At 63.8% G+C, this 22,945-nt stretch carries 18 protein-coding genes and 2 pseudogenes; 12 read left to right on the forward strand and 8 right to left on the reverse strand.

What is annotated here, in order from left to right:
* Positions 1-21 precede the first annotated feature (21 nt).
* From ALC15_RS15530 to holA, 4 genes and pseudogenes are all read left to right on the forward strand, one after another.
* A complete protein-coding gene (locus ALC15_RS15530) occupies positions 22-2,622 on the forward strand; it encodes an MASE1 domain-containing protein (protein ID WP_050627988.1) in 2,601 nt (866 codons plus the stop codon).
* Positions 2,623-2,966: 344 nt separating this feature from the next.
* Positions 2,967-5,592, forward strand: a pseudogene (leuS, locus tag ALC15_RS15535) (leucine--tRNA ligase).
* Complete coding sequence (lptE, locus tag ALC15_RS15540; protein WP_050627989.1) at positions 5,579-6,136, forward strand: LPS assembly lipoprotein LptE; 558 nt, start codon at positions 5,579-5,581, stop codon at positions 6,134-6,136. Before leuS ends, lptE begins: the two are co-directional and overlap by 14 nt.
* Before the next feature lie 8 nt (positions 6,137-6,144).
* Positions 6,145-7,176: a DNA polymerase III subunit delta gene (gene holA / locus ALC15_RS15545; RefSeq protein WP_050627990.1), complete on the forward strand. Its 1,032-nt coding sequence runs from the start codon at positions 6,145-6,147 to the stop codon at positions 7,174-7,176.
* A 156-nt stretch (positions 7,177-7,332) separates the two neighbouring features.
* Here the strand turns inward: holA and ALC15_RS15550 are convergent, their stop codons facing one another.
* The 5 genes and pseudogenes from ALC15_RS15550 to mnmE all read right to left on the reverse strand — a co-directional run bounded on the left by ALC15_RS15550 (position 7,333) and on the right by mnmE (position 13,415).
* Entirely contained in the window at positions 7,333-8,223 is an 891-nt protein-coding gene (locus ALC15_RS15550; RefSeq protein WP_050627991.1) for a ParB/RepB/Spo0J family partition protein, read from the reverse strand.
* A gap of 141 nt (positions 8,224-8,364) precedes the next feature.
* On the reverse strand, positions 8,365-9,216 hold the full coding sequence (locus ALC15_RS15555; protein ID WP_050627992.1) for a ParA family protein: 852 nt from the start codon (positions 9,214-9,216) through the stop codon (positions 8,365-8,367).
* Positions 9,217-9,247: 31 nt separating this feature from the next.
* The gene (rsmG, locus tag ALC15_RS15560) at positions 9,248-9,913 is read right to left on the reverse strand and encodes a 16S rRNA (guanine(527)-N(7))-methyltransferase RsmG (RefSeq protein ID WP_094193914.1); all 666 of its coding nucleotides are present in this window, start codon (positions 9,911-9,913) and stop codon (positions 9,248-9,250) included.
* Positions 9,914-10,051: 138 nt separating this feature from the next.
* Positions 10,052-11,934 (reverse strand): annotated as a pseudogene (gene mnmG, locus ALC15_RS15565) (tRNA uridine-5-carboxymethylaminomethyl(34) synthesis enzyme MnmG).
* Between the two features lie 212 nt (positions 11,935-12,146).
* Positions 12,147-13,415, reverse strand: a complete 1,269-nt coding sequence (gene mnmE / locus ALC15_RS15570; protein ID WP_244486109.1) for a tRNA uridine-5-carboxymethylaminomethyl(34) synthesis GTPase MnmE — start codon at positions 13,413-13,415, stop codon at positions 12,147-12,149.
* Here mnmE and ALC15_RS47195 point away from each other — a divergent pair.
* Positions 13,372-13,494 carry a hypothetical protein gene (locus ALC15_RS47195; protein WP_283806272.1) on the forward strand — a complete coding sequence of 41 codons (123 nt, stop codon included), beginning with the start codon at positions 13,372-13,374 and terminating at the stop codon, positions 13,492-13,494. The genes mnmE and ALC15_RS47195 overlap by 44 nt on opposite strands.
* A gap of 290 nt (positions 13,495-13,784) precedes the next feature.
* On the opposite strand, the gene rho is transcribed toward ALC15_RS47195, so the two are convergent.
* Both rho and hemJ read right to left on the reverse strand, forming a co-directional pair.
* Positions 13,785-15,050, reverse strand: a complete 1,266-nt coding sequence (gene rho, locus ALC15_RS15575) for a transcription termination factor Rho (protein WP_021078151.1) — start codon at positions 15,048-15,050, stop codon at positions 13,785-13,787.
* Positions 15,051-15,302: 252 nt separating this feature from the next.
* Positions 15,303-15,725 (reverse strand): protoporphyrinogen oxidase HemJ, encoded by a 423-nt coding sequence (gene hemJ, locus ALC15_RS15580; RefSeq protein ID WP_050628074.1) that lies wholly within the window; start codon positions 15,723-15,725, stop codon positions 15,303-15,305.
* Positions 15,726-16,189: 464 nt separating this feature from the next.
* Here hemJ and ALC15_RS15585 point away from each other — a divergent pair, with 464 nt between their 5' ends.
* From ALC15_RS15585 to dnaQ, 4 genes are read left to right on the forward strand one after another with little or no spacing between them, the layout of a single operon-like run.
* A complete protein-coding gene (locus tag ALC15_RS15585; protein ID WP_050627995.1) occupies positions 16,190-17,026 on the forward strand; it encodes a pyruvate, water dikinase regulatory protein in 837 nt (278 codons plus the stop codon).
* Between the two features lie 10 nt (positions 17,027-17,036).
* On the forward strand, positions 17,037-17,645 hold the full coding sequence (locus tag ALC15_RS15590; RefSeq protein ID WP_050627996.1) for a Maf family protein: 609 nt from the start codon (positions 17,037-17,039) through the stop codon (positions 17,643-17,645).
* Between the two features lie 37 nt (positions 17,646-17,682).
* Positions 17,683-18,282: a dephospho-CoA kinase gene (gene coaE / locus ALC15_RS15595; RefSeq protein ID WP_050627997.1), complete on the forward strand. Its 600-nt coding sequence runs from the start codon at positions 17,683-17,685 to the stop codon at positions 18,280-18,282.
* Between the two features lie 29 nt (positions 18,283-18,311).
* A complete protein-coding gene (gene dnaQ, locus ALC15_RS15600; RefSeq protein ID WP_050627998.1) occupies positions 18,312-19,034 on the forward strand; it encodes a DNA polymerase III subunit epsilon in 723 nt (240 codons plus the stop codon).
* Between the two features lie 128 nt (positions 19,035-19,162).
* On the opposite strand, the gene secB is transcribed toward dnaQ, so the two are convergent.
* Entirely contained in the window at positions 19,163-19,651 is a 489-nt protein-coding gene (gene secB / locus ALC15_RS15605; protein WP_021078157.1) for a protein-export chaperone SecB, read from the reverse strand.
* Positions 19,652-20,071: 420 nt separating this feature from the next.
* Between secB and ALC15_RS15610 the strand changes: the two genes are divergently transcribed.
* From ALC15_RS15610 to ALC15_RS15620, 3 genes are read left to right on the forward strand one after another with little or no spacing between them, the layout of a single operon-like run.
* Positions 20,072-20,776 carry a Tim44/TimA family putative adaptor protein gene (locus ALC15_RS15610; RefSeq protein WP_050627999.1) on the forward strand — a complete coding sequence of 235 codons (705 nt, stop codon included), beginning with the start codon at positions 20,072-20,074 and terminating at the stop codon, positions 20,774-20,776.
* The gene (gene mltA / locus ALC15_RS15615; protein ID WP_050628075.1) at positions 20,760-22,361 is read left to right on the forward strand and encodes a murein transglycosylase A; all 1,602 of its coding nucleotides are present in this window, start codon (positions 20,760-20,762) and stop codon (positions 22,359-22,361) included. The genes ALC15_RS15610 and mltA overlap by 17 nt, the downstream gene beginning before the upstream one ends.
* The gene (locus tag ALC15_RS15620) at positions 22,358-22,945 is read left to right on the forward strand and encodes a Smr/MutS family protein (RefSeq protein ID WP_050628000.1); all 588 of its coding nucleotides are present in this window, start codon (positions 22,358-22,360) and stop codon (positions 22,943-22,945) included. Before mltA ends, ALC15_RS15620 begins: the two co-directional genes overlap by 4 nt.

Here is a 22,945-nt window from a genome sequence, read left to right on the forward strand (position 1 = left end):
TGCCCTCGGCAAAGGCTTGCGATGGAAAGGGCAACGTTCGATCAGGCCAGGGTGCTCGCTTTTGGCGACGCTCGGAGCATTGCGACCTACGCGGTCGAAATCCTGATAATCGCCGCGATTTGTGGCGGCCTTGCCGAAGCCGCGCGACTGGTTCCCGCGATCAATCCAACCGCGACACCGCTATGGCCACCGACCGGGCTTGCGCTCGCGCTGGTCCTGCTTCGCGGCTACCGGATCTGGCCGGCGATCCTGGTGGGGGCCGTCTCTCCTTACTTCATGGCCGACCGATCGCTCCTGGAGTTTGGCACCGCCGGGATCGGCAGCCTGCTTGCTGCATGTGCCGGAACATGGCTGATCGACCGTTGGTCGAACGGTCGCCAGACGTTTGCCACGCCTGTCGGTGTCGCAAAGTTTGCAATCATTTGCTTTGCGCCGACGACGATCATCAGTTCAGCCATCGCCTCGACCGGCTTTGCCCTCGCCAATGAATCGAGCCTTTCCGATTCCGTCGTCGCCGGGGTCACCTGGTGGCTTGCGGACGCTGCCGGAGCGCTGGTGATTACTCCGCTCATCGTGCTCTGGGCGACGATGCCCTTCCGCATTCCTTCCAAATTGAAGCTGCTGGAATCGATCGCTGTCCCCGCTCTCGCGGGCATCGTCGGGATCGTTGCTTACAGCCCGCTCATCGGTAGCGATCTCATCAGCACTGACCTCGACGCGTTGCTGCCGCATCGGGGCCTTCTGGGCTTTCTGGTTCTGCTGCCCTTGATCTGGGCCGGCCTGCGCGGCGATCGATGCACCGTGTCGACGGCCGCGTTCCTTTTTGTCGGAATGGCCGTGTGGGGGTTCTCGGTGGGGAATGAGCCATTTCCGAAAATGGATCCGAATGGCGCACTGTTATCCTTGCTCGTGCTCTCGATCTGCGTATCGGCACCTCCTCTTGCGCTGGCAGCGGCCATTGCGACGCGCCAGACCACGGAAGACCATCTCGCTTCTGTTCGGGACCAACTGAACGATCAACTCGAACGGAAAGCCCTGGCGCTCGACAACATCAGGCGGCATTTCCAGACCCTTATCGAAGGCGTCGTCGACTATGCGATTTTTGCGCTCGATCGCGAGGGACACGTCACGAGCTGGAATAGCACCGCTCAAAAGATCACCGGCTACAGCTCGGAAGAAATCATCGGCAAGCATTTCGGAATTTTCTATCGGCCGGATGAACGCCGCGCGGGTTCGCCCGCACACGCGCTGGAGACGGCAGTCGAACGAGGCAAGTACGACGTGGAGGGTTGGCGCATCAGAAAGAATGGTACGCCGTTCTTCATCACGGGCTCCGTGTCGTCGAGCCGTGATGACGCTGGAAATCTGATCGGCTTCATCAGTATTCTGCGCGACGCGACCGAGCGGCGCGACGCGGAGGAGAAGCTGGTCCAGGCCCGCGAACAGCTCGCGATGTCTCAGAAAATGGAGGCGATCGGCAAACTGACCGGCGGGATCGCGCACGACTTCAACAATCTATTGATGATCATCGGCGGCAGTGCCCAGATCTTCACGCGCCTGCTTGATCCGAAACTGCCCAAAGCAATCGAAGCCATCCAGACTGCGGCCAAACGCGGCGAGAGCCTCACGCGCCAATTGCTGACCTTCTCCCGTCATCAGCATCTCAGCCCGACTGTCGTCGATCTGAATGCCTCGATCAAGAACATGCGGACGATGATCGAGAGCTCGCTTCGCGGAAACATCGTCTACAACGAGAACGTCGGTGAGGGCGCCGCGTCGGTCAAGGTGGATCTCGCCGAGCTGGAGCTTGCGATCGTCAATATCGCCGTCAATGCGCGCGATGCAATGCCGAGCGGCGGCACGTTCACCTTGTCCGTCCATGCGGTGACCGCGAACGAGGAAGCCGGCGGCGACCGTGCAAAGGCTTTCTTTGCGATCGCGCTTGGCGACACGGGTACCGGCATTCCGCCGCATCTTCTGTCCAAGATGTTCGATCCGTTCTTCACGACCAAGGAGGTCGGCAAGGGGACCGGGCTCGGCTTGTCCCAGGTCTATGGTTTCGCCCACCAGGCCGGTGGAACGGTCACGGCAGACAGCAGGGTTGGTCAGGGAACAACAATTACAATCTATTTGCCGTCCTGTGCAGACGAGCAAACCGCCAGCAAAGACCTCGCCGCTGCCAGAGCGAGACCGAGGCAGCCGCAGCGGCAGACGGTTCTTGTTGTCGACGACAGCCCCGAAGTAGCGGATGTGACATCCTCGCTGTTCGAGCATCTGGGCTATGAGACGATCTACCGGGATTCGGCCGAAGCGGCGTTGAAACTGCTCGATGCCGGCACAAGGATCGATCTCGTCTTCAGCGATATCGTCATGCCGGGAACCATCGATGGCGTCGGGCTCGCGCGAGAAGTGCGGTCACGCTACCCGGGTTTGCCGATCGCCCTGACAACCGGTTACAGCGACGCTGCAAATGCGGCACCGCCAAGCCTGAAGATACTCCGCAAGCCGTTCGACACCGAGGCACTCAGAGATTTCATCCAGGATCTTGCGCCCCCGAGATCGACGCGATCATCCGTCGTGCCTTTGACATCAAACACGACCGACGCTTTGCGCAGACATTGACCGGTCGCGCCGTCGCGGGCGAGAGGCAAAACTCGGGCAAATCATGCCGCGGAAATGTGGAACCATGACTACCAGGCGACGCCGCATATTCAGCGTCGTCCTGGCGAAGGCCAGGACGCAATACCCCTGCTGCTCATGATTGCGCGAAGCTGGGGCCGTGATCCCTTTCCCAACAAACGCCTGTGGTTATGGGTCCTGGCTTTCGCCAGGACGACGGGGCAGGTCGGCGGCCCTTCACAATGACCATTTGGCAGACCCCAAGCCGTTGACCCCATGGGCGTTTTTGTGGCCTAGTCCGCCGTCCCCGGATGGGACCCGAAAATCACCGAAAACCCTGCGATTTCATGACCGCCGAACGCTACAACGCCCGTGAATCCGAACCCCGCTGGCAAGCCACCTGGGACCAGAAGGCGATCTTCGCCTCCAAGAACGACGATCCGCGGCCGAAATATTACGTGCTCGAGATGTTCCCCTATCCGTCGGGGCGCATCCATATCGGCCATGTCCGCAATTACACGCTCGGCGACGTGCTGGCCCGCTTCATGCGCGCCAGGGGTTTCAACGTGCTGCACCCGATGGGCTGGGATGCGTTCGGCCTGCCGGCGGAAAACGCCGCGATCGAGCGCAAGGTGGCGCCGAAGGCCTGGACCTACGACAACATCGCCGCGATGAAGAAGCAGCTGCGGTCGATCGGGCTGTCGCTGGATTGGAGCCGGGAGTTCGCGACCTGCGACCCGAGCTACTACAAGCATCAGCAGAAGATGTTCCTGGACATGCTGGGCGCCGGCCTCGCCGAGCGCGAGAAGCGCAAGCTGAACTGGGACCCGGTCGACATGACCGTGCTTGCCAACGAGCAGGTGATCGACGGCCGCGGCTGGCGCTCGGGCGCCGTCGTCGAACAGCGCGAGATGAGCCAGTGGGTCTTCAAGATCACGAAGTACTCGCAGGAGCTGCTGGAAGCGCTGGATGGCCTGGACCGCTGGCCCGACAAGGTGCGGCTGATGCAGCGCAACTGGATCGGCCGCTCGGAAGGCCTGTTGATCCGCTTCGCGCTGGATGCGGCGACCACGCCGGCCGGCGAGACCGAGCTGAAGATCTTCACCACGCGGCCGGACACGCTGTTCGGCGCCAAGTTCATGGCGATCTCGGCGGATCATCCGCTGGCGCAGGCGGCTGCCGCGAAGAACCCCAAGCTCGCGGAGTTCATCGCCGACATCAAGAAGATCGGCACCGCGCAGTCGATCATCGACACCGCCGAGAAGCAGGGCTTCGACACCGGCATCAAGGCCGTGCATCCGTTCGATCCGAGCTGGAAGCTGCCGGTCTATGTCGCGAACTTCGTGCTGATGGAATACGGCACCGGCGCCATCTTCGGTTGCCCGGCGCACGACCAGCGCGACCTCGACTTCGTCAACAAGTACAATCTCGGCAACGTGCCGGTGGTCTGCCCCGAGGGCCAGGACCCGAAGACCTTCGTGATCACCGACGTCGCCTATGACGGCGACGGCCGCATGATCAACTCGCGCTTCCTCGACGGCATGACGATCGACGCGGCGAAGGAAGAGGTCGCCAAGCGCCTGGAAAGCGAGCTGCGCGGCAATGCGCCGGTCGGCGAGCGTCAGGTGAACTTCCGGCTGCGCGACTGGGGCATCTCGCGCCAGCGCTATTGGGGCTGCCCGATCCCGGTGATCCATTGTCCGAAGTGCGACGTGGTGCCGGTGCCGGACGACCAGTTGCCGGTGACGCTGCCGGAGGACGTCTCTTTCGACAAGCCCGGCAACGCGCTCGACCACCATCCGACCTGGAAGCACGTCAGCTGTCCGAAGTGCGGCGGCAAGGCCGTGCGCGAGACCGACACGATGGACACCTTCGTGGACTCGTCCTGGTACTTCGCGCGCTTCACCGATCCGTGGAACGAGACCGCGCCGACCACGCCCGCGGTCGCCAACCGGATGATGCCGGTCGATCAATATATCGGCGGCGTCGAGCACGCGATCCTGCATCTGCTGTACAGCCGCTTCTTCACCCGCGCGATGAAGGCGACCGGCCACATCGACATGAGCGAGCCGTTCGCCGGCATGTTCACCCAGGGCATGGTGGTGCACGAGACCTACCAGAAGGCCGACGGCAGCTGGGTCACGCCGGCCGAGGTGAAGATCGAGGTCGGAGGCAACGGCCGCCGCGCGGTGCTGCTGGCGACCGGCGAGGACGTCGAGATCGGCCCGATCGAAAAGATGTCGAAGTCGAAGAAGAACACCGTCGACCCCGACGACATCATCGCGAGCTATGGTGCCGACGTGGCGCGCTGGTTCATGCTGTCGGACTCACCGCCGGACCGCGACGTGATCTGGGAGCGACGAGCGGGTGCAGGGTGCCGCACGCTTCGTGCAGCGGCTGTGGCGGCTGGTGAACGAATCGGCCGAAATCGGCAAGGCGGCGCCGGCGGCCCGGCCGGCAACGTTCGGACCCGAGGCGCAGGCGCTGCGCAAGGCGGCCCATGGCGCGCTCGACAAGGTGTCGTCCGGGATCGAGCGGCTGCATTTCAACGTCTGCCTCGCCCATATCCGCGAATTCGCCAATGCGCTGGCCGAGGTGCTGGCCAAGGGTGACAAGCCGGCGCCGGATGTCGCCTGGGCCGTCAAGGAGGCCGCGACCATCCTGGTCCAGCTGTTCTCGCCGATGATGCCGCATCTGGCCGAAGAGTGCTGGGTGGTTCTGGGCCAGCGAGGGCTGGTTTCCGAGGCCGATTGGCCGCAAATCGAGCGCGATTTGCTGGTTGAAGACAGCGTGACCCTGGTGGTCCAGGTCAACGGTAAAAAACGAGGTGATGTTACCGTGCCACGCACCGCCCAAAATGCGGAGATAGAGGCTGCCGTTTTGGCGCTCGATGCGGTAAAAGCCGCCTTGGATGGCAAACCCGTCCGCAAGGTGATCGTGGTGCCCATGAGGATCGTCAATGTTGTCGGCTAGGATCAGGATCGCCGCCCGGTTTGTGGCCGTGGCTGCCTTGGCCGCGCTGACGGCCGGATGTTTCCAGCCGATGTATGCCGAGCGCACCCTCGACGGTCAGTCGTCCGCCTTGCGCGACAAGCTGATGGGCGTCGAGGTTCCGCCGGTCGACAAGCCCAACGCCTCGCGCGAGGCCCGGGTCGGCGTCGAGGTCCGCAACGCGCTGGCCTTCAAGCTCTACGGCACCGCCACCGGCGCACCGCCGACGCACCGGCTGGTGCTGCGCTTCTATACGAGCCGCTCGTCGCTGATGATCGATCCGACCACCGCGCTGCCGACCAGCGAGAATTACGGCATCGACGCCCAGTTCAACCTTGTCGAGATCGCCTCGAACAAGTCGGTCATGACCGGCACCACGTTCTCGCGCGTGTCCTATGACATGCCGGGCTCCTACCAGCGCTTCTCCCGCCAGCGCGCCCTGCGCGATGCCGAGGACCGCGCCGCGCAGGAGATCGCCGACAATATCCAGACCCGGCTCGCCTCGTTCTTCTCCAGCGGGACCTGATTGCCGCATTGGTCGCACTTCGCGGAAAAGAGATCGACAACTTCCTCGCCCGGCCTGACGCCGGCCGCCCGATCATCCTGCTTTACGGCCCGGACCTCGGCCTCGTGCGCGAGCGCGCCGACGCGCTGATGGCCTCCGCGGTCGACGATCCCAACGATCCGTTCTCGCTGGTGCGGCTCGATGGCGACGAGCTCGCCGCCGAGCCGTCGCGGCTGGTCGATGAAGCCATGACGGTGCCGCTGTTCGGCGGCCGCCGCGCCATCCGCGTCCGCGCCGGCTCGCGCAATTTTTCGAGCGGCGTCGAGACGCTGACTGAGACGCCGGCGCTCAGGGATTGCCGCATCGTGATCGAGGCCGGCGAGCTCAGGCCGGAATCGCCGCTCCGCAAGATATGCGAGCGCGCCAAGAATGCGGTCGCGATCGGCTGCTATCCCGACACCGAGCGCGACCTGACCAAGCTGATCGAGGACGAGCTGCGGATCTCCAATCTGCGGCTCGCGCAGGACGCGCGCGCGGTGCTGATGTCGCTGCTCGGCGGCGACCGCATGGCCTCGCGCAACGAGCTGCGCAAGCTCGCGCTGTTCGCGCATGGCAAGGGCGAGATCACGCTCGACGACGTGATGACCGTGGTCTCGGACGCCTCCGAGCTGAAGCTCGATCCGATCGTCGACGGCGCCTTCGCCGGCAACGCCGCGCTGGTCGAGAGCGAGTTCACGAAAGCAATGGTCGCCGGCACCTATCCCGGCGTGATCATCTCGGCCGCGCAGCGCCAGGCCGCGTGGCTGCATAAATCGGCGCTGGCGATCGCGGACGGCACGCCGGCGTCAGCCGTGCTCGAAGGCGGATTTCCGCGGCTGCATTTCTCGCGCAAACCCGCGGTCGAGATCGCGCTGCGCAATTTCACGCCGCAGCATCTGGTGAACATCATCGACCAGCTCGCGACCGCGGCGCTCGACATGCGCAAGCAGGCCGCGCTCGCCGCCGTGATCGCGCAGCGCGCCCTGCTCTCCATTGCGGCGAACGCGAAGCGGCGGGGATGAGACGCTTTATTGGAGAGACGTCATTGCGAGGAGCTCGCGACAAAATTGCGAAAGCAATTTTGCGCTGAAGCGACGAAGCAATCCATCGCTCCGCAGATGCAGAGAAATGGATTGCTTTGCTTACGCTCGCAATGACGCGGAGAGATCTCGGAAGATCTAGCCGCCCTCAAGCCGCCGCACCACCTCGTCGAGCTGCTCGAGGTTGCGGTAGTTGATCTGGACGGTGCCGCCGGGATCGCGATGGCTGACGGTGACCGCAAGGCCGAGCGCATCGCTGACGCGCTTCTCGAGCGCCAGCGTATCGGCATCCTTGTCGACCTTGGCGGCACTGCCGGCGCGCGCCTTCTGCGGCTTGCGCTCCGGCACGCCCTCCTCGTGCGCCAGCGCCTCGGCCTGGCGGACGTTGAGCCCCTCGGCAACGATGCGCTTGGCGGCCGCGATCGGATCCGGCACGCCGATCAGCGCGCGGGCATGGCCGGCGGACAGATCGCCCTTCGAGATCAGCGCCTGCACTTCGGCCGGCAGCTTGGTCAGCCGCATCATGTTGGCGACATGGCTGCGGCTCTTGCCGACGATCTTGGCGATGTCTTCCTGGCTGCGTTTGAACTCGTCGGCGAGTGCGTGATAGCCCAGCGCCTCTTCCATCGCGTTGAGGTCTTCGCGCTGGACGTTCTCGATGATCATGATCTCGAGCGCGTCGGAATCGGAGACCTCGACCGGCACGATCGGCACCTCGTGCAGACCGGCGAGCTGCGAGGCGCGCCAGCGCCGTTCGCCGGCGATGATCTCGAAACGGTCCTGCGCGCCCTTGATCGCGCGCACCACGATCGGCTGGATCACGCCGCGTGCCTTGATCGAATCGGCAAGCTCGCCGAGCTCGGCATCGGCGAAGGTCCGCCGCGGGTTGCGCGGGTTGGCCTTGAGGAATTCGATCGGCACCTTGCGCTGGTTGCGCGGCCGCTCGACATGCGCGGCTGCCTCGCCGCCGACGTCTCCGATCAGGCTTGCCAGCCCGCGCCCCAGTCGCGAACGCGCTTCATCGGCCATTGTTGCGAGCTCCCTTGGATTCACGCGCAGTACTCCAGACTTGAATTTCAGAATCGCAGGATGGGCCGCGCGCGGCGAAACCCATCGCTCTCGTTGCATGCCGCGATGGGGTTCGCTTCACCGCGCCCATCCCGTGCATCGTCAGTGCGCGCGCAGCTCGCGCTCGCGCTGGATCACCTCGGTGGCGAGCTTGAGATACGCATCGCTGCCGGCGCATTTGAGATCGTAGACCAGCACCGGCTTGCCGTAGGACGGCGCTTCCGAGATGCGCACGTTGCGCGGGATCATGGTGTCGTACACCTTGTCGCCCATGAACTGGCGCACATCGGCAACCACCTGGTTGGAGAGGTTGTTGCGCGAGTCGAACATGGTCAGCACGATGCCGTGGATCGACAACGTCGGATTGAGCGTCGAGCGCACCTGCTCCACGGTCTGCAGCAATTGCGACAGGCCTTCGAGCGCGAAGAACTCGCATTGCAGCGGCACCAGGATCGCGTCCGACGCGGCCATCGCGTTGACGGTGAGCAGATTGAGCGAGGGCGGGCAGTCGATCAGCACATAGGTGTAATCGGAGTCCGGCGAGACGTTGTTGTTCAATCCTGCGATCGCATCACGCAGCCGGAAGGCGCGGCCCGGCGTGGTGCCGAGCTCGAGCTCGAGGCCGGAGAGGTCCATGGTGGAGGCCGCGATGTGCAGCCGCGGTACCGCGGTCGCGACCACCGCATCGCGCAGCGGCGCTTCGCCGATCAGCACGTCGTAGGTCGAGCAGCTGCGGTTGCGGCGATCGATGCCGAGCCCGGTCGAGGCGTTGCCCTGCGGATCGAGATCGACGATCAGCACACGCTCGCCAATCGCAGCGAGTGCGGTACCAAGGTTGATCGCTGTGGTGGTCTTGCCGACCCCGCCCTTCTGGTTGGCGAGCGACAGGATGCGCGGATGGCCCGGCGCTTGGAGCGCCTTATCCCCTTGATAAACCTCGTCCATCACAGTCATACCAAAATACCATTTGCTCTTGCGGAGTCCCCTAGCGCCGCTCGATTGACCCGAGTTCGACGATCCAGCCCTGTCCGCCGGTCCGGCTGGCGTGTAGCTTTGGCTCAATAATCCAATATTTAGTGGCCTCGGTCAATTCGGCCTCTACATCTTGACCCTTCAAAAACAGCGCCCTGGCGCCCTTTTTGACCCACGGATCCGCAAAGCCGATCAGTTGATGTAACGGAGCCAGCGCCCGCGCGGTGACGCAATCGATCGGCCCCGCGATTCTATCCACAGTATCCCCGATATCAGCCAGATGCACCGTCCCCGGCGACGCTGTCACCCGAATCGCCTCCCGCAAGAATGCGGCCTTCTTGGCGATTCGCTCCACCAGATGGATCTGGGTGCCCGGCGTCTCGGCCAATGCACAGGCGAGCACGACGCCAGGAAAGCCACCGCCGCTGCCGAGATCGACCCAGGACTTCGCCGTCGGCGCGAGACTCAGCAGCTGCAGCGAATCGGAGACATGGCGGGTCCAGAGATTCGGCAGCGTGGACGGCGCGACGAGATTGGTCTTGGCCTGCCACTCCAGCAGGAGAGCGACGTAGCGATCGAGCCGGGCTTCCGTTTCACGTGAAACAGGAGTGAGGGCGAGCGCCGCTGCTTTGTCGGCTGCGGAGATTTCAAGGTCTGCAGAACGGGAGGCTGAAGCCATTCTCTTGAATGCCAGGTTGGTGTCCGTCATTGCGAGCGGAGCGAAGCAATCCACCTCACAGCTTGCGGCGACATGGATTGCTTCGTCGCTTCGCTCCTCGCAATGACGGCGTAAGGCCGCATTGTTTCACGTGAAACGTCAGGCGCTGGCCTTGGCCGATTTCCGTCGCGCCTCGCGTCGCAGGTAGGCCGCCAGGATACCCAGGGCCGCCGGTGTCATGCCGTCGATCCGGCCCGCCTGCCCGACCGTCCGCGGCTGCGCCTTCTGCAGCTTGGCGCGCGCTTCGTTCGAGAGACCGGGCACATCGGCATAATCGACATCGGTCAGGACCAGCCTTCGTCGCGCCGGAAGGCGTCGACGTCGGCGGTCTGGCGCTTCAGATAGACATCGTATTTGGCATCGATCTCGAGGTGCACCGCGATCGCAGGGTCAATGGCCGACAGCTCCGGCCAGATGGCCTGGACTGCCGGCCATTCGATCTCCGGATAGGCCAGCAACTCAAAGGCGGAGCGGCGATTGCCGTCGCGATTGAGGGCGAGACCATGCTTGGCGGCTTCATTCGGCGTGATCGCAAGCGACTTCGCCAGGGATTTCGCCGCGTCCAGCGCCGACATCTTGGTTCGGTGGCGTTCGGCGCGGGCGGCACCGACACATCCGAGGGCGATGCCCTTGTCGGTCAGCCGCTGGTCGGCATTATCGGCCCGCAGCGTCAGCCGGTACTCGGCGCGCGAGGTGAACATGCGATACGGCTCGGTGATCCCCCGGGTCACGAGGTCGTCGATCATCACCCCGAGATAGCCGTCAGCACGGTCGAACACGATCGGATCGGTCCCACTGGCGGCCAGTGCGGCGTTGAGGCCGGCAACGATGCCCTGCCCCGCCGCCTCCTCGTATCCCGTGGTGCCGTTGATCTGGCCGGCCAGGAAAAGCCCACGCAGGCGCTTGGTCTGAAGGGTCGGATCGAGCTCCCGCGGATCGACATGATCGTATTCGATTGCGTAACCCGGCCGGACCATCTTCACCCACTCGAGGCCGGGAATGCTGGCCAGGATCGCGAGCTGAACCTCTTCCGGCAGCGAGGTCGAGATGCCGTTGGGATAGACTGTGTCGTCGTCGAGCCCTTCCGGCTCCAGGAAGATCTGATGGCCGTCGCGATCGCCAAAGCGGACGATCTTGTCCTCGATCGAGGGGCAATAGCGCGGTCCGGAACTCTTGATCTGGCCGGAATACATCGGCGAGCGGTGCACATTGGCCCGGATCACGTCATGCGTCGCCGGCGTGGTCCGCGTGATGCCGCACTGGATTTGTGGGGTCGTGATCCGGTCCGTCATGACCGAAAACGGCTCCGGCGGATCGTCTCCGGGCTGCATTTCGACCGCCGACCAGTCGATCGTGGTACCGTCGAGACGCGGCGGCGTCCCGGTCTTGAGCCGGCCGAGCACAAAACCCGCCCGCTCGAACGAAGTGGATAGGCCCATGGCAGGCGCTTCGCCGACACGGCCGGCCGGCCAGTTCTTCTCGCCGAGATGGATCAGGCCGCGCAGGAAGGTTCCGGTCGTGATGACGACCGCACCGGCGGACAATTGACGGCCATCGCCCAGGCGAATGCCGGCGACGCGCCCATCAACGACGACCAACTCATCCGCCTCGCCTTCGATGACGCTGAGGTTCGCGGTCTCTGTGATCGCGGCCTGCATCGCGGCCGCATAGAGCTTGCGGTCGGCCTGGGCCCGCGGACCGCGGACCGCCGGACCCTTGCGGCGATTGAGCATGCGGAACTGGATGCCGCCGGCATCGGCGACCCGGCCCATCAGACCATCGAGTGCGTCGACTTCGCGGACCAGATGACCCTTGCCGAGTCCGCCGATGGCGGGATTGCAGGACATCGCGCCGATGGTCGCGAAACGATGCGTCACCAGGGCCGTCTTCGCGCCCATCCGCGCAGCCGCGCTCGCGGCCTCGCAGCCGGCATGGCCGCCGCCGATGACGATAACGTCGAATGAGTCTGCCCTGGAAGTCATGGCGGGACTTCTATCGTGGAGTGATGAAAGCCGGAAGAACGAAGTTGAGATCGCCGGCCGGAGACCTGAAATATGGATCGATCCTGCTCACCCCGCCACTGTTTCACGTGAAACAGCAGCGGTCACGCCAAGCCAAATGTTTCACGTGAAACGAAAGTCGGCTCATTAACCAGTCCGAAACCATGTTTCACGTGAAACAGTTCCGACCCCGGCTACTTCCCGACGCAGAACTCGCGGAAGATGACGTCCAGGATGTCCTCGACGTCGACCCGGCCGAGCAGACGGCCGAGTGCAGTCGCCGCCCCGCGAAGTTCCTCCGCCGCGAGCTCCTCACCCTGCCCGACCACATCTATGCTGCGCTGGAGAGCGTCGACAGTCTCCTGGAGCAACCCGCGCTGTCGGGTCCGGCTGATCAAACCGCCTTCGCTGGTTCCGAAATAGTCGTGGGCGAAACCGACCAGTGCGGCGATGAGCTCAGACAGGCCGTCGCCGCGGGCTGCCGAGATCCTAAACTCGGGGGTGCTACCGCCCTCGCCCGACTGAGCCCTGACCAGGTCGATCTTGTTTCGCACCAGCCAGGTCGGAGCCGTACCGCCGTGCCCAGCCTTCGCGACCCCGCTGTCAGCCAGCCAAAGCACAAGGTCAGCTTCCGCGGCACGGGCCCGGGCGCGGCGAACCCCCTCCTGCTCCACCGGATCGTCGGTCTCGCGGATCCCGGCGGTGTCGATGACCGTGACCGGATAGCCATCGAGATCGAGCTGCACCTCGATCACGTCGCGGGTCGTGCCGGCATGCGGCGAAACGATCGCGACCTCGCGCTTCGCCAGCTGGTTGATCAGGGTCGATTTGCCGACATTCGGTGGGCCCGCGATCGCAACCACCAGGCCGTCGCGCAACCGTTCACTTTGGCCCTGCCCCGCAAGCACTTCCTTGATCTCGTCGTGCAGCGCGCGGATCCGCTCAAGCGCCGGCGCGACCAGCTCCGCCGGGACATCGCCTTCCTCAGAGAAATCAATGCCGGCCTCGATCAGCGCCGACGCCGCGATGATCCGCTCGCGCCAGTCGCGGGCGCGATCGCCGAGCAGCCCTTTCAACTGCCGCAGCGCCTGGCGCCGCTGGCGATCGGTGTCGGCGTGGATCAGGTCGTCGAGGCCTTCGGCCTCGGTCAGGTCGAGCTTGCCGTTCTCGAACGCCCGCCGGGTGAACTCGCCTGGTTCGGCCGGTCGCACATTGCCCAATGATCCGATGGCATCGAACATCGCCGACAGCACCGCGCGTCCGCCATGGACATGGAATTCGGCGACATCCTCGCCGGTCGCACTCGCCGGGCCGGGGAACCACAACACCACCGCGTCGTCGATCGGCTGATGGTTCGAATCGTGGAGCAGCGCGCGGGTTGCTATTCGCGGCACAGGCGTCTTTCCCACCAGTCCTTCAATGACCGACGCGGCCATTGGGCCAGACAGCCTGACGATGGCGATCGCACTTGGCGGCCGTCCGGAGGATAAAGCGAAGATCGTCTGGTCGCGCGGATGCATCGCTTATTTCTTCCCAAGCTAGTCGGCAAAGGCAATGCCGCTCTCATTTCGCATGCGATGTTGCAGAATGCTGCGATGCAATATGATCGAGATTCATTGCGGCAGCCATGCAGCAATTTTGCTGCGGTTCAGCCAGTCTGCCCAGAAGCCTATATTATAAAAATAAACAATATCAGTATGTTATATGAATATTCGGCGTACCGTCGAAGTTCGGTTTATGCTGCACTCCGCCGCAGCAAACCCGCAGCATGAAAAAGGCGCCCCGTTTTGCGGAGCGCCCTATTCTCTTCGGCCGCACTATTCTCTTCGGCCTCAAGTGTTCATGGAATCGAAGAATTCCGAATTGCTCTTCGTGTTCCGGAGCTTGTCGAGCAGGAAGTCGATCGCGTCCATCGTGCCCATAGGATTGAGGATGCGGCGCAGGACGTACATCTTCTTCAGCACCTGCGGATCGGTGATCAGCTCCTCCTTGCGGGTGCCGGAACGCGCGATGTCGATCGCCGGGAAGGTCCGCTTGTCCGAAACCTTGCGGTCGAGGATCAGTTCGGAGTTACCGGTGCCCTTGAACTCTTCGAAAATGACCTCGTCCATTCGGCTGCCGGTGTCGACCAGCGCGGTCGCGATGATGGTCAGCGAACCGCCCTCCTCGATGTTGCGCGCGGCGCCGAAGAAGCGCTTCGGGCGCTGCAACGCATTGGCGTCGACACCGCCGGTCAGCACCTTGCCGGATGACGGCACAACGGTGTTGTAGGCGCGGCCGAGGCGGGTAATCGAATCCAGCAGGATCACGACGTCGCGGCCGTGCTCGACGAGGCGCTTGGCCTTCTCGATCACCATCTCCGCGACCTGGACGTGGCGCACGGCGGGCTCGTCGAAGGTCGACGACACCACCTCGCCCTTCACCGAACGCTGCATGTCGGTGACTTCTTCCGGACGCTCGTCGATCAGCAGCACGATCAGATAGCAGTCCGGATGATTGGCGGTGATCGAGTGCGCGATGTTCTGCATCAGCACCGTCTTGCCGGTGCGCGGCGGCGCCACGATCAGCGCGCGCTGGCCCTTGCCGATCGGCGCGACGATGTCGATGACGCGGGCAGAAAGGTCCTTCTTGGTGGAATCCTCAAGCTCCATGCGGAAACGCTGATTGGGAAACAGCGGCGTGAGGTTGTCGAAATTGACCTTGTGCTTCGACTTTTCCGGGTCTTCGAAATTGAGCGTGTTGACCTTCAGCAGCGCGAAATAGCGTTCGCCTTCCTTCGGGCTGCGAATATGGCCTTCGATCGTATCGCCGGTGCGCAGGCCGAAACGGCGGATCTGCGACGGCGAAACATAGATGTCGTCGGGGCCGGGCAAATAGTTCGCGTCGGGCGAACGAAGGAAGCCGAAGCCGTCGGACAGCACCTCGACAACGCCTTCACCGATAATGTCGGTCTCGGCGATCGCGAGCTGCTTGAGAATTGCGAACATCAGCTCCTGCTTGCGCATGGTGCTGGCATTCTCGACCCCATTCTCTTCCGCAAACGAGACGAGCTCGGCCGGCGTTTTCGATTTGAGGTCCTGGAGTTTGATTTCCCGCATCGGGGTCGTCCTGTGAGGAAGTAAGTAGGGAAGGGGTGCGAGGTGGCTCTGGAAAAAGCGGACGCCAAAGGAAGGTCCGCAGGTCTCAGCCAGGAAAGTGCCGTTTGGGCTTTCAAACCTGATGCGGCGCCGGCCCGAAAAGAACCGGAACGCGACCACATCCGCCTGCGTGGGGTGGGATAAAACCTATATAGAAAATCGATCCGTCCTTCGCAAGAAGGACTGAAGCATGCGTCCTGGGCATCGCAATGTCTAGAACGGCTTCACGACCACCATGATGACGATCAGGATCATCAGCAGCGTCGTCACCTCGTTGATAATGCGGTAGAATTTCTGGGTTCGCTGATTCCGGTCGGCGGCGAAATCCTTCACGCAGCGGGACAAAAAGCCGTGGATACCCGACATGACGAGCACCAGCGTAAATTTGACGTGAAACCAGCCGGAAAGGTACCAGTGTCCGGCCCAGGCCAGGTAAAGCCCGGCGAGCCAGGTCACGATCATCGCGGGATTGATGATCGCCTTCAAAAGCCGGCGTTCCATGACCTTGAAGGTCTCGGACTGCTTCGAGCCGGGCTCGGCCTCGCAATGATAGACGAAAAGCCGCGGCAGATAGAGCATGCCCGCCATCCAGGAAATGACCGCAACGACGTGCAGGGCCTTGATCCAGTCATACAACATCGCGGCGATGCCTTTCGGGGAACAGCTCGGCAGGAAACAACTCAGGCGGTCTCGACCTTGCGTGCAAAGCTCCGCAAGCGAGGGACGGATACATATCCGCACACACGGCTCTCCTAAACCTAATTAATTTTAGAATCTAAGGTTTGAGTCTTAATGGCAGTGAATTTGACTCATGCAATGCGATCCAGCCGTTCTTGCGGGCTTGTTCACATCCCTCAACATCCCGCCCGGCGGCAGCCGATATCCGGAATCTGCCGCTCTGCTCAAATGGTTGCGCAGCTCCATGGCCAGCTTATGAAGAGACAAATCCACACCGGTTCACTATCATCGCCGCCATGACGCCGACTTATCCTTTTGCGGGGTGCTGTGAAGAAAGGGATGAGATATTCACGGGCGGGGCGGCGGACCCGGATTCTTCTCCTCGACCTCCACAGGGATTCACAGGATAGACAGGGGCTCTGGTGCCGACGACTTCCAATTATTTCCACCTGCATCTGGTGTCGGACTCGACCGGCGAGACGCTGATCACCGTGGCCCGCGCGGTCGCCGCGCAATACGCCAACGTGACCGCGGTCGAGCACGTCTATCCGCTGGTGCGCAGCCAGAAGCAGCTCGATCGCGTGCTCGACGAGATCGAGGAATCGCCCGGCATCGTGCTGTTCACGCTGCTGGAAAAGGATCTGGTCGGCCGGCTCGAAGGCAAGTGCAAGGAAATCAACGTTCCGAGCCTGTCGATCATCGGGCCGGTGATGCAATTGTTCGAGGCGTATCTGGGTGCCGCGACGACCGGCCGTGTCGGCGCGCAGCACGTGCTGAACGCGGAATATTTCAGCCGGATCGACGCGCTGAATTACACGATGATCCATGACGACGGTCAGCATGTCGAAGGCCTCGAGGAGGCCGACGTCGTCCTGGTCGGTGTGTCCCGCACCTCGAAGACCCCGACCTCGATCTATCTCGCCAACCGCGGCATCAGAACTGCAAACGTACCGCTGGTGCCGGGCATTCCGCTGCCGCACCAGCTCGAGACTCTGAAGAAGCCGTTGGTGGTCAGCCTGCATGCGACGCCGGAACGCTTGATCCAGGTCCGGCAGAACCGCCTGCTCACCATGGGCGACCGTGACAACGACACCTACATCGACAAGCAGGCGGTGGCGGACGAAGTCGCATTCGCCCGACGCCTCAGCGCGAAATTCAACTGGGCATTGCTTGACGTGACGCGGCGTTCGATCGAGGAGACGGCGGCTGCGATCATGAAGCTCTATAACGACCGCCAGCGCGCGCGGCCGTCGGAATGATCGCCAAATCATGAGCATCTGGCGCGGCTCCCAAAAGCTGATCCTTGCGTCGCAAAGCCGTGCGCGAAGGATGCTGCTTGAAAACGCCGGTCTCGATTTCGAAGCGTTGCCGGCCGATATCGACGAACGCGCGGTGCAGAAGAATTCCGGCCTTTCCGCGCCGGGCGAGATCGCATCGCTGCTGGCGCGCGAGAAGGCGCTATTCGTCTCGCGGCAGAAACCCGGTCAATATGTCGTCGGCGCCGATCAGACGCTGGCACTGGGCGAGCGGATGTTCAGCAAGCCTGCCGGCCGCGTGCAGGCAGCCGAGCAGCTCGGTGTGCTCGCCGGACAGACCCACGCGCTGCACTCGGCGGTTTCGGTGGCGCGCGATGGCAAAGTCCTGTTCGACGATGTCAGCGTCGCCCGGATGACGATGCGGCCGCTCGGTGCCGGCGAGATCGCGGCCTATCTCGACCAGGCCGGGGAGGCGGTGACGACCAGCGTCGGCGCCTATCAGCTCGAAGGTCTCGGCGTGCATCTGTTCGAGCGGATCGAAGGCGACCATTTCACCATCCTCGGCCTGCCGCTATTGTCGCTGCTCGCCTTCCTGCGCCGCGAAAAACTGCTCGCGGTGTGAAGATGCCGAGGCGCGGCGACGGAGAGATGCTGAACCGATGTTGATTTTGGGACTGACCGGCTCGATCGGGATGGGGAAATCCACCACGGCCAAACTGTTCATGGAGGCGGGCGTGCCGGTCTACGACGCCGATGCGGCGGTGCATCAGCTCTATGAAGGCGAAGCCGCGCCGGCGATCGAGGCTGCCTTTCCCGGCACCACCGCCGGCGGCAAGGTCGACCGTGCAAAACTTTCGGCACGCGTGGTGCAAGACCCCGTGGCGATCAAGCAGCTCGAGCAGATCGTGCATCCGATGCTCGGCGCATCGCGTCAGAAATTCTTCGCCGACGCAGAGGCCGCGGGCGCACCCATCGTCGTCCTCGACATCCCGCTGCTGTTCGAGACCGGCGGCGAGAAACGCGTCGATGCCGTCGTCGTCGTCACCACCTCGCCGGAACTGCAGCGCGAGCGCGTGCTGGCGCGCGGCACCATGGATGCCGCCAAGCTGGATGCCATCATCGCCAAGCAGATGCCGGACGCCGAGAAGCGCAAGCGCGCCGATTTCATCGTGGATACCTCGCACGGGCTTGATCCGGTGCGGGCGCGCATCCGCGACATCCTGGCCGAGGTTGCTAAGATGCCGCAGCGGCGGGCCTGATTCGCCCGCGTTCCGGATTACCTCACGTCATGCGCGAAATCGTTCTCGATACCGAAACCACTGGCCTCGATCCGCTGCGCGGCGACCGTTTGGTCGAGATCGGCTGCGTCGAGATATTCAATCGCATGCCGACGGGGCAGACCTACCACGTCTACATCAATCCCGAACGCGACATGCCGGTGGAAGCGTTCAACGTGCACGGGCTGTCGACCGAGTTCCTGGCTTCCAAGCCGCTGTTCACCGAAGTGGTCGACGAGTTCCTGGCCTTCATCGGCGATACGCCGCTGGTGATCCACAATGCGTCGTTCGACATCAGCTTCATCAATGCCGAGCTCGACCGCATCAAGCGGAAGGCGATCCCGAAGGACCGCCTGGTCGATACGCTGCTGCTGGCGCGGCGCAAGCATCCCGGCGTGTCGAACCGGCTCGACGATCTCTGCTCGCGCTATCAGATCGACAATTCCCGCCGCACCAAGCACGGCGCCTTGCTCGACGCCGAGCTGCTGGCCGAGGTCTATATCGACCTGATCGGGGCGCGGCAGTCGCAGCTCATCCTGGCGTCGGAAGCATCTGACGCGCGCATGGGCGGCCACAGTGATGCGCCGCGGCGGCAGCGCGAGATCCCGCTGGTGGCGCGGGTCAGCGAGGTGGACCGGGAAGCCCACCGGGCCTTTGTCGCCACCCTGGGCGACAAGCCGATCTGGAACGATTACCTGCCGCCGCCAGCGCCTGCTGCAGCCCCGGCGGCTTGAAATCCTTGATTATATTGGGGGCTGTAACTCTTCGTCATTGCGAGGAGCGCAGCGACGAACCAATCCATCTCTCCCTTCGGGGATGGATTGCTTCGCTGCGCTCGCAATGCCGGGGGTAGACTAGCCGATCAGCTCGGCTTGGCGCCGGAAGCAGCCTGGGCGGCAGCCTGCCGTTCCATGTTCTGGCGGTAGAGACCGACGAAGTCGACGGGATCGAGCAGCAAGGGCGGGAAGCCGCCGTCGCGCACCGAAGTCGCGACGATCTCGCGGGCGAACGGGAACAGCAGCCGCGGGCACTCGATCATCACCAGCGGGTGGAGGTTCTCCTTCGGCACATTCACGATCCGGAAGACGCCGGCATAGGCGAGGTCGAAACTGAACATCACTTTGCCGCCGGTCTCGGCCTTGCCCTCGATCGAGAGGATCACCTCGTACTCGTTCTCGGAGAGGTTGTTGGCGCCGACGTTGATTTGGATGTTGATCGCCGGCTGCTGTTGCTGCTGGCCGAGCGAGGCTGGCGCGTTCGGGTTCTCGAACGACAGGTCCTTGGTGTACTGCGCCAGCACGTTGAGCTGGGGAGCGGCCTGTTCGACGGGGGCGCCGTTGCCATTGGTCATGAAATGTCTCCTGGAGCAGCGCTCGATGGACAGGATGTCCGACGGCACGCGTTAGGGTTTGGAAATGCCGATGCCGGGCGAGTGGCTATCATAGGCCCGGCTCGCTCCACAAGGACGACGAAGTGCGCGCCAGCGGGCCTTGCCGCCAAATCGCCGGCGAAGGATGCGCATACCGAACCTCCGCCCAATCTCTTAACGGCTTCCTAAATTATTGAAGATGCGCGATTTCCGGGCAGGAACGGGTTTCCCCCCGGGGTCAAAACGCGCTACACTTGCCCGTGCCAAAAAGCGCCATTGGCCGGGCATAGTTTCGTGCCTACATGCTGCGGACTTAATCGGTGATGTAATCTCTGCCGTTCCCGACCGGGAACGCTTTGATGCCCGGCCCGTTGCCGGCAGAGACCAGAAAGCGAACTCGACGTGGATATCTACACCATCATCTTCCTGGCGCTGGCCGTGTTTATCTTCCTGCGCCTGCGCAGCGTGCTCGGACAGCGCACGGGAAGCGAGCGGCCGCCGTATGATCGTGCAGCACCCAACGTCCTGCAGCGCGGCCAGGATAACAACGTCGTGCCGATCCCGGGATCGGTGATTGATCAGCCGGCTCCGGCCGCGCCCGCCGAACCGGTCGAGCCGACCGAACGCTGGAAGGGCATCGCCGAGCCCGGCACGCCGCTGGCGCAGGGTCTCGACACGGTCGCCGCCCAGGATTCCTCGTTCGATCCGCGGCATTTCCTCTCGGGCGCCCGCTCGGCCTATGAAATGATCGTGCTCGCTTTCGCCAATGGCGATCGCCGCGCGCTGCGCGACCTGCTGTCGACCGAGGTCTATGAAAGCTTCGAGGCCGCGATCAAGGATCGCGAGAAGGCCGAGCAGAAGACCGAGACGCGGTTCGTCTCGATCGACAAGGCCGAGATCGTCAGCGCGGAGACGCGCGACCGCTCGACCCAGCTGACTGTCCGTTTCGTGTCGCAGATGATCTCGGTCACCCGCGACAAGGCGGGAACCATCGTCGACGGCAGCCCGGACAAGGTCGCCGACATCACCGACATCTGGACATTCGCCCGCGACTCGACTTCCCGCGATCCGAATTGGAAGCTGGTTGGCACTGGAAGCGCTCACTAGACATCTCAGCTACGGGCGCCTCGCGATCGCGTGCTGCGCGCTCGCCGTTGTGTGCTCCACCGCGGCGATTGCCGCACGCTACAGGTCGAGCCGGCACCCGCCGCCCCGGCACGAGCATACCCACCCAATCCCCTATCCCAATCTGGAATTGCCGCTGCAGGTCAATGGCAGCCAGTATGAGCCGCTGACCTGGGCCAACGTCGCCGGTTGGGGCGATGACGATCATCTCGCCGCCTACAAGGCGTTCCGCACCAGCTGCAAGCCGATCGCGGCCCAACAGGGCGCGCCGGCGGAGTCGAAAGCGCTCGGCAGCTCGCTGCGCGATCCCTGCCGGATCGCCAAGGGGCTCGAGCTAAGTGACGGCGTCAAGGCAAAGGAATTCTTCGAGCAGAATTTCGTGCCGCTGAGCATCTCGCGGCTCGGCGAGGACGCCGGCTTCGTCACCGGCTATTACGAGCCGGTGCTCGACGGCTCGAAGACGCAGACCGACGTCTACAACGTTCCGGTCTATCGCCGCCCGTCCAACCTGTTCGTGCGCGGCAAGACGCAAGCGTCGGTCGGCCTGCCCAACAGCGGTCCGGTGTACCGCAAGATCGGCCGGCGCAAGCTCGTGCCGTATTACGACCGCGCCCAGATCGAGGACGGCGCGATCGCCGGCCGCGGGCTCGAGATCTGCTGGCTCAAGAACCAGACCGATCTGTTGTTCGCGCAGATCCAGGGCTCGGCGCGGATCAAGTTCGAGGACGGCACCACGCTGCGCATCAACTACGATGCACATAATGGCTATCCCTACACGCCGGTCGGGCGCGTCCTGATCGACCGCGGCATCATCCCGAGGGAGCAGATGTCGATGCAGAAGATCCGGGAGTGGATGGAGCAGAATCCCGACGGCGCCAACGAGGTGCGGCGGCAGAACCGCGCCTACGTGTTCTTCCGCGAGGTGCCGCTGTCCGACAAGGACGAAGCGGTCGGTGCGCAGGGCGTGCCGCTGACGCCCGGCCGCTCGATCGCGGTCGACAAGGCGTTGCATGTCTACGGCACGCCGTTCTTCATCGCGGGCGAGCTGCCGATCGAATCGGAGCAGTCGAAGACCCCGTTCCACCGGCTGATGATCGCGCAGGACACCGGGTCGGCGATCGTCGGCCCGGCGCGCGCCGATCTCTATTTCGGCGCCGGCGCCGACGCCGGAAAGGTCTCGGGCCGGCTGCGGCACAATATGCAGTTCGTGATGCTGGTCCCGAAGGGGCTCGATCCCGTCGCGCGCGGCCACAAGCTGCCGATCCCTGACGAGCGCCCGTCAGCCAAGATCGCAAAACTGTTTCCGCAGACCGATCCGCAGAAGGACAAGCCGGCGGCGAAGCCTGCTGATGTGTCGACGGCGACGGTCGCCAAGGCCGGCAGCAAGGACGTGGCCAAAAGCCCGGCCGCGAAGGATGCCGCGCCCGCCGCTTCTCCGGCAACAACCCCTGTCGCGCAGGCCGCACCTGTGGCAGAACCGGTGCCGTTGCCGGTCGCCCGGCCCGACATTCCGCAGCAACCGGAGAAGCGGCGCTACAGGCGCTATCGCCATCACCGCGAGCAATGAAACGACCCGCGCCGATCCCCGATCTGTCCGCTCCGTCGCGGCGCAAACGCGCGCTGAGCGAGGAGGAGCGTGCGCTGTGGGAAAGCGTCGCCAAGCAGGTCAAGCCGCTGCGCAAGAGATCGGTCGCACCGAAGGCCCATGCTGTCGCCGCTGATCCGGCCACCCATCATGCTGCAGCGAAGCCGATCCCGGTCAAGCCGGTGACGTCGGTCAAGGCCGCGTCGACACCGCGCCCGCAGCCGCCGCTGGCGCCGATCGGCCGCCGCGATCGCGCAAAGCTGTCGCGCGGCCGGCAGGAGATTGACGCGCGACTCGATCTGCACGGCATGACCCAGATGCGCGCGCACCGCGTGCTGTTCGCCTTCCTGCAGCGCGCGCACTCTGACGGGCTGACTTTCGTGCTCGTGATCACCGGCAAGGGAAAGGTCGGCGGACTGGAGTCGGAGCGCGGCGTGCTGCGCCGCCAGGTGCCGGAATGGCTCAGCCTGCCGGAATTCCGCTCGCTGGTGGTCGGTTTCGAGGAGGCGCATATCGGCCATGGCGGCGAGGGCGCGCTCTATGTTCGGGTCCGGCGGGCGCGCTGA

The sequence above is a fragment of the Bradyrhizobium viridifuturi genome, assembly GCF_001238275.1.
Lineage (GTDB): Bacteria > Pseudomonadota > Alphaproteobacteria > Rhizobiales > Xanthobacteraceae > Bradyrhizobium > Bradyrhizobium viridifuturi.